11 protein-coding genes are annotated in these 12,097 nt (G+C 72.5%); 3 read left to right on the forward strand and 8 right to left on the reverse strand.

All coding sequences use genetic code 11. The annotated features are described in order from the left end of the window. Window positions 1–43: 43 nt before the first annotated feature. Complete coding sequence (locus tag AB0L37_RS30430) at window positions 44–706, reverse strand: response regulator transcription factor (protein ID WP_338701586.1); 663 nt, start codon at window positions 704–706, stop codon at window positions 44–46. A gap of 291 nt (window positions 707–997) precedes the next feature. Further along, entirely contained in the window at window positions 998–1,720 is a 723-nt protein-coding gene (locus AB0L37_RS30435; protein ID WP_365512440.1) for a DUF3000 domain-containing protein, read from the reverse strand. 100 nt (window positions 1,721–1,820) lie between these two features. Between AB0L37_RS30435 and hemE the strand changes: the two genes are divergently transcribed. Further along, a complete protein-coding gene (gene hemE / locus AB0L37_RS30440; RefSeq protein WP_365512443.1) occupies window positions 1,821–2,900 on the forward strand; it encodes a uroporphyrinogen decarboxylase in 1,080 nt (359 codons plus the stop codon). 25 nt (window positions 2,901–2,925) lie between these two features. Here the strand turns inward: hemE and AB0L37_RS30445 are convergent, their stop codons facing one another. Together AB0L37_RS30445 and AB0L37_RS30450 are read right to left on the reverse strand one after the other, a co-directional pair. Next, window positions 2,926–4,305, reverse strand: a complete 1,380-nt coding sequence (locus AB0L37_RS30445; protein WP_365512446.1) for an FAD-dependent oxidoreductase — start codon at window positions 4,303–4,305, stop codon at window positions 2,926–2,928. A 40-nt stretch (window positions 4,306–4,345) separates the two neighbouring features. Then, the gene (locus AB0L37_RS30450) at window positions 4,346–5,317 is read right to left on the reverse strand and encodes a DUF4349 domain-containing protein (RefSeq protein ID WP_365512449.1); all 972 of its coding nucleotides are present in this window, start codon (window positions 5,315–5,317) and stop codon (window positions 4,346–4,348) included. Between the two features lie 131 nt (window positions 5,318–5,448). On the opposite strand from AB0L37_RS30450, the gene hemG reads away from it, so the two are divergent. Continuing rightward, window positions 5,449–6,936: a protoporphyrinogen oxidase gene (hemG, locus tag AB0L37_RS30455; RefSeq protein WP_365512452.1), complete on the forward strand. Its 1,488-nt coding sequence runs from the start codon at window positions 5,449–5,451 to the stop codon at window positions 6,934–6,936. A 5-nt stretch (window positions 6,937–6,941) separates the two neighbouring features. Then, window positions 6,942–7,679 carry a hydrogen peroxide-dependent heme synthase gene (gene hemQ, locus AB0L37_RS30460; RefSeq protein WP_365512455.1) on the forward strand — a complete coding sequence of 246 codons (738 nt, stop codon included), beginning with the start codon at window positions 6,942–6,944 and terminating at the stop codon, window positions 7,677–7,679. A 101-nt stretch (window positions 7,680–7,780) separates the two neighbouring features. Here hemQ and AB0L37_RS30465 read toward each other — a convergent pair whose 3' ends face one another. The 4 genes from AB0L37_RS30465 to AB0L37_RS30480 all read right to left on the reverse strand — a co-directional run bounded on the left by AB0L37_RS30465 (window position 7,781) and on the right by AB0L37_RS30480 (window position 12,091). Then, a complete protein-coding gene (locus tag AB0L37_RS30465; protein WP_365512458.1) occupies window positions 7,781–9,352 on the reverse strand; it encodes an alpha/beta hydrolase in 1,572 nt (523 codons plus the stop codon). 146 nt (window positions 9,353–9,498) lie between these two features. Beyond that, the gene (locus tag AB0L37_RS30470) at window positions 9,499–10,263 is read right to left on the reverse strand and encodes a TIGR04222 domain-containing membrane protein (protein ID WP_365512462.1); all 765 of its coding nucleotides are present in this window, start codon (window positions 10,261–10,263) and stop codon (window positions 9,499–9,501) included. A gap of 63 nt (window positions 10,264–10,326) precedes the next feature. Then, window positions 10,327–11,154 (reverse strand): DUF4142 domain-containing protein, encoded by an 828-nt coding sequence (locus AB0L37_RS30475; protein WP_365512465.1) that lies wholly within the window; start codon window positions 11,152–11,154, stop codon window positions 10,327–10,329. 124 nt (window positions 11,155–11,278) lie between these two features. After that, complete coding sequence (locus tag AB0L37_RS30480; RefSeq protein ID WP_365512468.1) at window positions 11,279–12,091, reverse strand: TIGR04222 domain-containing membrane protein; 813 nt, start codon at window positions 12,089–12,091, stop codon at window positions 11,279–11,281. Window positions 12,092–12,097: the final 6 nt, after the last annotated feature.

The following is a 12,097-nucleotide window of genomic DNA, read 5'->3' on the forward strand; positions in this document are numbered from 1 at the left end:
GCGTGGAAGAGCCGTATACCGGAAAGATCCGGCCACTCTTCGATCAGTGGATGATTCCGGTCCGCAGGGCGACCGCCACCATCCCGGCGCGGTCACCGGTGCCGAGCTTGCGGGCGATCCGGGCGAGGTGGCTCTTGACGGTCAGTGCGGACAGACCCATCGAGACGCCGATGGCCTTGTTCGACTGGCCCTCGGCGACGAGCCGGAGCACCTCGACCTCACGGCCGGAGAGCTCGCGGTAGCCGCCCGGGTGGCTCGGGGCACCCGGGGGGCGGCGGTGCATACGGGCGGCCGCGGACCCGATGGGGGCGGCGCCGGGACGGGTGGGGAGGCCGATGTTGGTGCGGGTGCCGGTGACGACGTAGCCCTTCACGCCGCCCGCGAGGGCGTTGCGTACGGCGCCGATGTCGTCGGCGGCGGAGAGAGCCAGGCCGTTCGGCCAGCCCGCGGCGCGGGTTTCGGAGAGGAGCGTCAGGCCGGATCCGTCGGGGAGGTGGACGTCGGCGACGCAGATGTCACGGGGGTTGCCGATGCGGGGACGAGCCTCTGCGACGGACGAGGCCTCGATCACGTCACGCACACCGAGCGCCCACAGATGGCGCGTGACGGTGGAACGGACGCGAGGGTCGGCCACGACCACCATCGCGGTCGGCTTGTTCGGGCGGTAGGCGACCAGGCTTGAGGGCTGCTCGAGGAGAACGGACACCAGGCCTCCTGGGGTGCGGGGACGAACCGTGCTGTCAAGGTCACAGAGGTCTTCGGCAGCAAACCCGCCCGCCTTTAGAGAAAGATCACGATTTAGTGAGTAACAATTCGCGCAATTCGGACACAGTATCGATCATCCGAAGATCGAACCGAACAGGAACCGCATCCGAACCGCACCGGATCCGCTTACGAACCGCATCCGAATCGGCAGGAAAAGTACCCAGGAACGAGCGACGGCCACGCCGGGCAGCTGCCCGACGCGGCCGAAAATGATCGGTTCCGATATACGCCGTCACGAAGGATGCGGGCCGCGCCGCTGCGGAAGCGTGACCACGGCGCCCTCCGCGCCGTGCCCCCCGGCCACCGGCGGCAGCCCGGCGATCTGGCAGAGCAGCTCGCACCACGCCGCGAGGTGCGCCGCCGTGTCCGGGACGCCGCCCAGGCCCTCGCGCGGCGTCCACGACGCGCGGATCTCGATCTGTGAGGTCGGCGGCCGGTCGCCGATCCCGCCGAAGTAGTGCGAGCCGGCCCGGGTGACCGTGCCCGACGGCTCCCCGTAGCCGAGACCGCGGGTCTGGAGCGCACCGGTCAGCCATGACCAGCAGACGTCGGGCAGCATCGGATCGGCCGCCATCTCCGGCTCCAGCTCCGCGCGCACCAGCGTCACCAGGCGGAACGTGCCGCGCCACGCCTCGTGCCCGGCCGGATCGTGCAGCAGGACGAGCCGCCCGTCGGCCAGTGCGTCGTCATCGTCCGCCGGGTCGACGACCGTCGCCTCCAGTGCGTAGGAGAAGGGGGCCAGGCGCTGCGGTGGGCGCGTGGGATCGATCTCGAGTTCCGGGCGCAGCCGCGCCGACCGCAGGGCGTCGACCGCCGTGCGGAACGCCGGGGGAGTGGGGGGCGCCGGTTCGTCCTTCTTCTGTGCAGCGTTCATGTCCCGAGCGTTCTGCCCCTCCCGCACCGATTCACTCATCCCGTCCGCGCCGTCCGACCGTCGTCCCTGAGCCGCAGCCATGCGGGGAAGGTTAAGGGGAACGAGGCCCTGACGCAGGCAAGGACACCCGGGGCCCGACACCCTTCTCGGCAGGGTGCGCGGTCGTGCGAGACTTTCCGGCGTGAGTGCCAACACCCTGCCCCCGGGCCAGCAGCCGTCAGCGACGTACGAAGCCACCAAGGATTCCGCCTTCATGAAGGCGTGCAGGCGCGAGGCCGTGCCGCACACCCCGGTGTGGTTCATGCGGCAGGCGGGGCGCTCGCTGCCCGAGTACCACAAGGTGCGCGAGGGCATCCCGATGCTCGAGTCGTGCATGCGGCCCGAACTGGTCGCCGAGATCACGATGCAGCCGGTCCGCCGGCACGACGTCGACGCGGCGATCTACTTCAGCGACATCGTCGTACCGCTCAAGGCCATCGGTGTCGACCTCGACATCAAGCCCGGCGTCGGCCCGGTCGTCGCGAACCCGATCCGTTCGCGCGCCGACCTGGACCAGCTGCGGGACCTGACCCCCGAGGACGTCTGGTACGTCACGGAGGCGATGGGCCTGCTGACCGCCGAGCTCGGTCCGAAGCCGCTCATCGGGTTCGCGGGCGCGCCGTTCACCCTCGCCAGCTACCTCGTCGAGGGCGGCCCGTCCAAGAACCACGAGCACACCAAGGCGCTCATGTACGGCGACCCGCAGCTCTGGGCCGACCTCGTCGACCGGCTCGCCGACATCACCACCGCGTTCCTGAAGGTGCAGATCGAGGCCGGCGCCAGCGCCGTGCAGCTCTTCGACTCGTGGGTCGGCGCGCTCGCCCCGGCCGACTACCGGCGCTCGGTCATGCCCGCCTCCCAGAAGGTGTTCCGCGCGATCGAGTCGTACGGCGTCCCGCGCATCCACTTCGGTGTCGGCACCGGTGAGCTGCTCGGGCTCATGGGCGAGGCCGGCGCCGACGTCGTCGGTGTCGACTGGCGGGTGCCGCTCGACGAGGCGGCGCGCCGCGTCGGCCCCGGCAAGACGCTCCAGGGCAACTTCGACCCCGCGATCCTCTTCTCCACCCAGGAAGCGGTCGAGGAGCGGGCACGCGAGGTGCTGGACTCCGCCGCGGGCCTTGAGGGCCACATCTTCAACCTCGGGCACGGCGTGCCGCCGAACACCGACCCGGACGCGCTGACCCGCCTCGCGGAGTTCGTCCACACGGAGACCGCGCGCTGAGCTGTGCGGTGCGGGCCGGGAGCGACTACCCGGCCCGCACCGCCGCCACCGCCTTGCGCGCCGCCACCAGGACCGGGTCCCACACCGGGGAGAACGGCGGCGCGTAGCCGAGGTCCAGGGCCGCCACCTGCTCCACCGTCATCCCCGCGGTCAGCGCGACCGCCGCGACGTCGACCCGCTTGCCCGCGCCCTCGCGCCCCACGATCTGCACCCCGAGCAGCCGCCCCGTGCGCCGCTCGGCGAGCATCTTCACCGTCATCCGGGCCGCGCCCGGGTAGTAGCCCGCCCGGCTCGTCGACTCGATCGTCGCCGTCACGAACTGAAGCCCCGCCCGCAGCGCGTCCTTCTCGCGCAGCCCCGTCCGCGCGATCTCCAGGTCGCACACCTTGCTGACGGCGGTCCCGACGACGCCGGGGAACGTCGCGTACCCGCCGCCCACGTTCGAGCCGATGATCTGGCCGTGCTTGTTGGCGTGCGTGCCGAGCGCGATGTGCCGCTCGCGCCCCGACACCAGGTCGAGGACCTCGACGCAGTCGCCGCCCGCCCAGATGTCCTCGTGTCCGCGCACCCGCATCGCCAGGTCCGTCAGCAGCCCGCCGTGGTCGCCGAGCGGCAGGCCCGCCGCCTTCGCCAGCGTCGTCTCCGGCCGCACCCCGACGCCGAGGACCACGACGTCCGCCGGGTGTTCGGCGTCCTCGGTCGCCACCGCCCGCACCCGCCCGTCGTCCCCGGTGAGGATCTTCGTCACCTCGGCGTCGTCGACCATGGTGATGCCCATGCCCGTCATCGCCTCGTGCACCAGACGCCCCATGTCCGGGTCGAGCGTCGACATCGGCTGGGAGCCACGGTTGACGACGGTCACCTCGTAACCGCGGTTGATCAGTGCCTCCGCCATCTCCACGCCGATGTAGCCGGCGCCCACCACCACCGCGCGGCGCCCCTTGGTCGCGCCCAGCGTGTCGAGCAGCGCCTGCCCGTCGTCCAGGGTCTGCACCCCGTGCACGCCCGGCGCGTCGATCCCGGGCAGCTCGGGGCGGATCGGCCGCGCGCCCGTCGCGATCACGAGCTTGTCGTACGCGGTCCAGGACTCGCCGCCCTCGTCCACGTGCCGGGAGCGCACCCGCCGCCCCTCGACGTCGATCTCCACGACCTCGGTCCGCATCCGCAGATCGATGTCCCGCTCCCGGTGCTCGGCCGGTGTCCGTGCGATCAGCTCGTCGCGCTCGTCGACCTGGCCGCCGACCCAGTACGGGATCCCGCAGGCCGAGTAGGACGTGAAGTGCCCCCGCTCGAAGGCCACGATCTCCAGCTCGTCCGGGCCGCGCAGCCGGCGTGCCTGCGACGCGGCGGGCATGCCCGCCGCGTCGCCGCCGATGACCACGAGTCGCTCTTTCCCAGTGCTCATGAGCCCACGCTACGTGGGCGGAGCGCAGGGTGAAGGGCTGTCAGTCCTGCTCGTCGGGGTCGGACCTCGGGTGTGCGGGCAGCGGGCCGAGCGCCGTGTGCACCGCGCGCTCCTCGGGGCGCCGCGGCAGCCGGGGCCGGATCAGACGCAGCCACGCGAACACCAGGAGCGCCGCCACCGCCGCGAACGGCAGCACGGCCGCGAGCGCCATCCCGATCCACTTCAGGACCGTCACGAAGGCGGACCAGCCGCCGGACAGGGCGTCCAGGAAGCCGGGGTCGTCATCGTCGGCCGACGCGCCCGCAGGCGGGGCCTCGGTCAGCTTGAGCGTGATCGTGGCGAGCGTCGTGCGGTCCTTCAGGGACGCCTGCTGGGCGAGGAGAGCCTCCAGCTCCGACTGACGGTTGCTCAACTCCCCTTCCAGGGTCACCACATCGCTCAACTTCGAGGCCCGGTCCATGAGTTCGCGGACGCGGGCGACGCTCGCCCGCTGCGTCCTGATCCGGCTGTCCACGTCGACGACCTGGTCGGTGACGTCCTTCGCGTTCTCGGAGCGCTTCAACAGGCGTCCCGACCCCGAGAGTTGGTCCAGTACGTCGTCGTACGACTCCTGCGGGACCCGGAGCGTGATCCGGGAGCGCTCGCGGCCGTGGCCGTCGCGGTCGGTGGTCTCGTTGCCGACCATGCCGCCCGCGTTCTCGGCTGCGGTGCGGGCCTTGTCCCGGGCGTCCGGCACGTCCTTGACGCGGACGGACAGGCTCGCCGTGTGGATGATGTGGACGCCGGTGAGCTTGGGCGGCTTCTTCGCGTTCTGCGGCCCGGCGGAGCCCCGGTCGTCGGCGGCGCCACCGGCCTTGCTGTCGGACATGCTCTTCCCGGCGGCGGAGCTGTCGTTGCCGCCGCTCGCGCCCGAGCATCCCGTGAGCGCGAGTGCCGCGGCGAGCAGGACGCCCGCGAGGGCGTGGACCGGCCGCGGGCGCGGCGCGGTACGAGTGGTTCCGGAAACGTGCATCGACGTACCCCCCGAAGGACGTGACGGTCATCGGACGTCTCCTTCGACGCGCGAGCACCCCGTTTCGGTGGTTGCCGCGCGATCCCGAACCGGTCACGGTCGGGACTCGGCCGTTCTGACAGAGTGGGGGCATGCGCGAAACGGACACCTCCACGGGTACGGGTACAGGACGGGGCCGTGACGTCCTCGTCATCGGCGCCGGCATCGCGGGACTCGCGGCCGCCCACCGATTGCTCGACACCGACCCGGACGCCCGGGTCACGGTCCTGGAGAGCTCCGACCGCGTCGGCGGCAAGCTCCGGGCCGGCGAGATCGCCGGGGCCCGGGTCGACCTCGGCGCCGAGTCGATGCTCGCCCGCAGACCCGAGGCGGTGGGCCTGGCCCGCGAGGTCGGACTCGCCGACCGCCTCCAGCCGCCGTCCACCGCGACGGCCTCGATCTGGACCCGGGGCGAGCTGCGCCCCATGCCCAAGGGCCACGTCATGGGCGTCCCCGGCACCGCCGACGCGCTCGCCGGGGTGCTCTCCGACGAGGGACTCGCCCGCATCGAGCAGGACGCCACCCTGCCGCCCACCGAGATCGGCGACGACGTCGCGGTCGGCGAGTACGTCGCCGCCCGCCTCGGCCGGGAGGTCGTCGACCGCCTCGTCGAACCCCTCCTCGGCGGCGTCTACGCGGGCGACGCCTATCGCATCTCGCTGCGCAGCGCCGTCCCGCAGCTCTTCGAGGAGGCCCGCCGCCATCCGACGCTGATGGAGGCGGTCCGCGCGATCCAGTCCCGTGCGGCCGCGAACCAGCAGCTTGGCCCGGTGTTCATGGGCATCGAGGGCGGCGTCGGCACGCTGCCCGACGCGGTCGCGGACGCGGTGCGCGCCAAGGGCGGGACCATCCTGCACGGGGTGCGCGCGACGGCCCTCGGCGCCCGGGGAGCGGAGCACGCCTGGCGCGTGGACACCGAGTCGGGCCGCACCTTCGAGGCCGACCAGGTGATCGTCGCCCTGCCCGCCGCCCCCGCCGCGAGCCTGCTGCGCACGGCGTCCCCCATGGCCTCCCAGGAACTGCGCGGGATCGAGTACGCCTCCATGGCCCTGATCACGCTGGCCTACCGCAGGGCCGACGCGGGCCTGCCCGAGGGCAGCGGATTCCTCGTACCGCCGGTCGACGGCCACACCATCAAGGCCGCCACCTTCGCCTCCCACAAGTGGGGCTGGATCGCCGACGAGAACCCCGACCTCCTGGTCGTGCGTACCTCGGTGGGCCGCTACGGCGACGAGAAGGACCTGGACCGCGACGACGCGGACCTCACCGGCATCGGCCGCCACGACCTGCGCGAGGCCACCGGCCTGACCGCCGCCCCGGTCGCCGCCCACGTCACGCGCTGGCAGGACGGACTGCCGCAGTACCCCGTCGGACACGCGGCGCGCATCGCCCGAATCCGCGAACACCTCGCGCCGCTGCCCGGCCTCGCCGTCTGCGGAGCGGCGTACGACGGCGTCGGCATCCCGGCGTGCATCGCGAGCGCGCGCGCGGCCGTGGACGAACTGCGCGGGGACCTGAGCACCCGCGAGGAGCTGAAGGCGAACCCGGTGCAGAGCCTGCACGGCGGAGCGGGAGAATGAGGGACATGAGCGACGAGAACCCCACCACCGACCCGGCGGCAGAGCGCATCCCGAACAAGGGCAAGCTGGCGAAGGACCTGAACGAGGTCATCCGCTACACGCTCTGGTCGGTCTTCAAGCTGAAGGACGTCCTGCCCGAGGACCGGGCCGGTTACGCCGACGAGGTCCAGGAGCTGTTCGACCAGCTCGCCGCGAAGGACGTCACGGTCCGCGGCACGTACGACGTGTCCGGCCTGCGCGCCGACGCCGACCTCATGATCTGGTGGCACGCCGAGACCGCCGACCAGCTGCAGGAGGCGTACAACCTCTTCCGCCGTACGAAGCTGGGCCGCGCCCTTGAGCCGGTGTGGTCGAACATGGCGCTGCACCGGCCCGCCGAGTTCAACCGCTCGCACATCCCGGCGTTCCTGGCGGACGAGACGCCGCGCAATTACGTGAGCGTGTACCCCTTCGTGCGCTCCTACGACTGGTACCTGCTGCCCGACGACGAGCGGCGGAAGATGCTCGCCGACCACGGCAAGATGGCGCGGGGCTACCCGGACGTGCGGGCCAACACGGTCGCGTCGTTCTCGCTGGGGGACTACGAGTGGATTCTCGCGTTCGAGGCCGATGAGCTGTACCGCATCGTCGACCTGATGCGGCATCTGCGGGCTTCCGAGGCGCGGCGGCATGTGCGGGAAGAGGTGCCGTTCTACACCGGGCGGCGTAAGTCGGTGGCCGAGTTGGTCGCCGGGCTCGCCTAGAGCGTGCAGCGGGGTCGCGGGGCTCTGCCCCGGACCCCGCTCCTCGATCGCCGGAGGGGCTTATGTGGCGCCGGAGGGGCTTGACGTGCCCCCGCGGGAGCTTATTCGGCACCCAAAGGTGTCGGCTCCGCGTGGGGCGCGCACGCCGCTGCCGCGGCCATCGGGACCTGTCCCTCCAGGACGTACGCGTCGAAGTGGCCGTTGACGCACGCGTTCGCGCCACCCGCGATGCCGTGCGTGCCCGCCTCCCGCTCCGTCACCAGGACCGAGCCGGCGATCCGCCGGTTCAGCTCACGGGCGCCCGTGTACGGGGTCGCCGCGTCGCGTTCCGCCGCGAGGATCAGCGTGGGCGGCAGGGCGCCCGGCGCGGTGCGCACGTCGACCGGGCGCTGCCGCGGAGCCGGCCAGTAGGCGCACGGCAGGTTCATCCACGCGTTGTCCCACGTCTCGAACGGCGCGGTGCGCGCGAGCCGCGAGTTGTCGCGGTCCCAGGTGCGGAAGTCCGTCGGCCAGGCCGCGTCGTTGCACTCGACGGCCGTGTAGACGGCGTTGCTGTTCTCGTTCTCCGCGGCGGCCTCCGGTGACGGCGCGGCCTGCTGGATCAGCGGCTTCGGGTTGCCCTTCAGGTACTCCGACAGCGCCACGGCCCGCATCGGCCAGTAGTCGTCGTAGTACCCGACCTGGAGGAACGCGGCCTGCAACTGGCCGGGCCCGACCTTCCCGCCGGCCGGTTCGTGCGCGAGCCGCGCGCGTGCCCGCTCGTACGAGTCGAGAACCTCCTCGGGCGTCGTGCCCAGGTGGTACGTGTCGTCGTGCTTGGCGACCCACGCCCGGAAGTCGGCCCAGCGGCGCTCGAACGCGGCGGACTGCTCCAGGTTGTTGGCGTACCAGATCTGATCCGGGTCCGGGTTGACCGCCGAGTCGAAGACCATGCGCCGCACGTGCGAGGGGAAGAGCTCGGCGTAGACGGCGCCGATGTAGGTGCCGTAACTGGCCCCCATGTACGTCAGCTTCTTCTCGCCGAGCGCGGCCCGCAGGACGTCCAGGTCACGGGCGTTGTCGAGGGTCGTGTAGTGCGCGAGGCCCGGGTTCTTCGCGCAGCCGCGCGCGTACGACTGCGCCTGCGCGACGCGTTCCTTCTTGTACGAGGGTGAAGGGTGCGTCGGCGACTGGGTGGGCGCCTTCGCGAACTGCTTCGGGTCCTGGCAGGACAGCGGGGCGGAGCGGCCGACGCCGCGCGGCGCGTAGCCGACCAGGTCGTACGCGGCGCCGATGTTCTTCCACTCCGGCATCATGCCGACCATCGGGAAGTACATGCCGTTGCCGCCGGGCCCGCCGGGGTTGAAGACGAACGAGCCCTGGCGCGCGACCTTCTCGCCGCCACGCTTGCCGGTCGCCTTGACGCGGCTGACGGTCAGCTTGATCTGCTTGCCGCCGGGGTCGGCGTAGTCCAGGGGGACGGTGACGGTGCCGCAGGTGACGGGGTCGGGGAGGTTCTCGACGGCCGGGCAGGCGCCGAAGTCGATGCTGGCGGCCGCGGCGCGCCGGGCGGCGAGCTCAGTGCCCAGGGTCTCGGGGGAGGTGCTGCCGGTCGCGCTGCCCGCCGGGGCGGCGACGAGGGCCGACAGGACCAAGGATCCCGCGGCGGCATAAAGGGCGGATGCTGCTCTCATCGCTTGGATGCATCCCTTTCGTCGGGCTCTCGAACCCTTGCGGCTCGGGAACAAAGGGATACTTGGGGCGGCCGTTGGCGATGTAAAGCACCAGGTCGCAGGTGTCGGATCAATGACCCCGATGCGTCGCCCGGGCGTTCGTCAGGTCACTCGGCCGTGGCGTTCCGCGTGCCGCCGAGTGCCGCCCGCAGCTCCGGGTCGTCCACGGCGCGCACCCCGCGCACGGCGACCGCGAGCAGCGAACCCGAGCCCTTGGGCACCGCGGCGAGCAGGCGCTGCCCGGTCGGCGAGGCCCAGCGCGTGTACGGGTGGATCTCGACGCGGGCGATGCCCAGGCAGCTCACGGTGAGCAGCAGCGGCAGCGCGAACCAGAGGGCCACCGGCGTCTGCCCCGGGTCGCTCTGCCCCGGCATCAGCACCGCGACCGTGCCGAGCGCCAACACCGCGACCGCCGCAGCCTGCACCTGGCGCACCGCGCCCGCGACCGTCGACCGGTTCGCGTCCGGCACGGCGAGCCCGGTCGAGACCAGGCGTTCGGCGAGCGCGCGCACGGCCTCGCCGGTGGCCGCCGCGGCCCGCAGCAGGGGTATCCGCGACTGGCCCGCGGGCCCGATCGCCCCGAGCACGGAGCGCTCCAGGGCGTCCCGGCCCACGGGGTCGACGACCGTCGCCCAGCCGGTGTGCGCGAGCAGCAGGCGGCGGGCGCGGGCCATGGACACCAGCGTCACGTCGGCGACCCGTGCGGGGCCGCCCGACAGGAACGCCGTCTCGTACAGGGACAGCTCGTATCCCCGGTACGCGTCGCCGGCGCGGCGCTCGCTCTCGGCGGCGCGCACCGCCGCGAGGCACAGGCGCGCGCAGGAGAGGAAGGCCAGGGCGCAGGCCAGGACGAGAAAGAGGACCCAGAACATGCCGAGTTTCTATGCCAGTTGTTCGGGTATGCGCTACGGCTCGTTCAGTATGCGGACAGGGCGTCAGCGGTGTGTTGCATTCCGCTCGGGGTTCCGCGGGCCCTTTCCCTTCGGTCCGCGCTTCTCGTCGTCCTGCTCCTTGGGGCGGGACGCGGCCGGCGGCAGCGGGTACGAGGTCGTCGGCGACGGTGTCACCGGTGTCGGGTCGGCGGGGGAGGGCGTCGGTCCGGGCGGGGCGGGGGAGCGGGTCGCCGGCGGCGGGCTCGCGGTGGCGCCGTCCCGGGCGAGCTGGTCGAAGTCGACCAGGCCCGTGGCCTCCAGGACCTCGATGTGGTCGAGCACGGTGGTGTTCGCGTCGTCCGCGAGGTCCCGGACCAGGGAGTTGCGGGTCGACGCGCGGACCTGGGCCACCAGGGAGAAGACCTGGCCGTGCGCCCGGCGCAGCACGTTCGCGAACTTCCGCTCGTAGTCCTGCCCCTGAGTCGCCGTCAACTCCCGCAGCCACCCCTGCTGTTGATCGTTCGGCTGGTTGGGAAGCTCCAGGTTCAGCTGCGCCGCGACCTCCCGCACCCGGGCGTCGAGGAAGGTGTGCCCCTCGACGAGATGCCTGCCCGCCGTCTCCACCGCCTTGCTCGGCGCCCGTTCCTCGGCCTGCTGTCCCGCGGGCAGCTCCCACAGCCCGGCGAGCCGCACCTTCGTGATGAAGATCCGGTCGGTGGCCGACAGCGGGCCGAATCTGGTCGACACGGTCTGGGCGTTCAGCGTGTCCAGGCCGGTGCCCGAGCGGTCCGCGTACGACCAGATCGGGAAGACCAGCGCGGCCAGGGTCGCCAGCAGACCGGTGACGATGAGCGCCGTCCCGTTGACGCGGTGGGGTAAGTGTCCTCGCATGGTGCCTCCTGTTGCGGCACCGCACGCTAGTGCGCCTCGGGCACGGGGTGCCAGGCATCAGCCCCGACTACGCCAACCACCGTACGGGGCGCGGGGGTTGTGCGGGCCGCGCGCCCCGCTGGGGTCAGTACGTCGACGGCGGGGGAGGCGGCTGATAGACGGTGGGGGACGTCGGCGCGGAGGGGCGCGGGGTCAGCATCGCCGCGAGCACCGGGTCGGGGATGCGGGACGGGCCGTGCAGCGCCACCGCGAGCGCCGGTCCCGTGGCGTCCGCGTGGCGGGCTTCGGCACGGTAGGCGGTGATCGCGCGGCGTCCGGCGGAGGTGAGCGCGGGGCCGCTCGCGCGAATGCCGACGACGAGGGAGACCAGGAGGGCGACCATGACGCCCGGCAGCATCCACATCGGCAGCCAGTCGCTCCCGGTCACGTCCGTGGCGTCATCGACCAGCAGCATCAGTGGGTACGACGCCATCTCGACGAGCACGGCGAGCACGCCGTAGGCCGTTGCCGAGACCCACAGCCACCGTCCGCCCCGCCGCGAAAGGATCAGCCCGCGCCGGGCGAGTCGTTCGCCGAGGCGGCGCTGGGCGCTGCTCCGGTCCACCGACCGCAGCAGCGGCCGGAGTTCACCGTGCGGAGCCGTCGCGCAGGCGTCGAGGACGGACCGCTCCATCCGGGTGCGGGCGACTGCTCCGGGGACCGCCGCCAGTGCGCCCGACGCGTCGACCCTGATCAGCCCCGCCGCGTGCATCGCCGCGAGGGCCGTGACCGTGACCTGCCGGTGTCCGCCGACGAGCCGTGCGGCCTCCAGTACGTCCTCGACCGGTAGTGGGGCAGCCTCGGGGTCGGCGTTCCCGTACTGCCAGGCGAACGCGATCAGCAGCGGCAGGCCTCCGGCGGCGAGTACGGCGTACAGGAGCACCCCCCAGGTGCCCACGGCCCG

Source organism: Streptomyces sp. NPDC052225 (assembly GCF_040679615.1).
GTDB lineage: Bacteria > Actinomycetota > Actinomycetes > Streptomycetales > Streptomycetaceae > Streptomyces.

Coding starts and splice junctions, on each gene's coding strand:
- AB0L37_RS30435 (WP_365512440.1), bottom strand. CDS start 1,720: ATGGCTGCGGCTCAGGGACGACGGTCGGACGGCGCGGACGGGATGAGT.
- AB0L37_RS30445 (WP_365512446.1), bottom strand. CDS start 4,305: ATGAGCACTGGGAAAGAGCGACTCGTGGTCATCGGCGGCGACGCGGCG.
- AB0L37_RS30450 (WP_365512449.1), bottom strand. CDS start 5,317: ATGCACGTTTCCGGAACCACTCGTACCGCGCCGCGCCCGCGGCCGGTC.
- hemG (WP_365512452.1), top strand. CDS start 5,449: ATGCGCGAAACGGACACCTCCACGGGTACGGGTACAGGACGGGGCCGT.
- hemQ (WP_365512455.1), top strand. CDS start 6,942: ATGAGCGACGAGAACCCCACCACCGACCCGGCGGCAGAGCGCATCCCG.
- AB0L37_RS30465 (WP_365512458.1), bottom strand. CDS start 9,352: ATGAGAGCAGCATCCGCCCTTTATGCCGCCGCGGGATCCTTGGTCCTG.
- AB0L37_RS30470 (WP_365512462.1), bottom strand. CDS start 10,263: ATGTTCTGGGTCCTCTTTCTCGTCCTGGCCTGCGCCCTGGCCTTCCTC.
- AB0L37_RS30475 (WP_365512465.1), bottom strand. CDS start 11,154: ATGCGAGGACACTTACCCCACCGCGTCAACGGGACGGCGCTCATCGTC.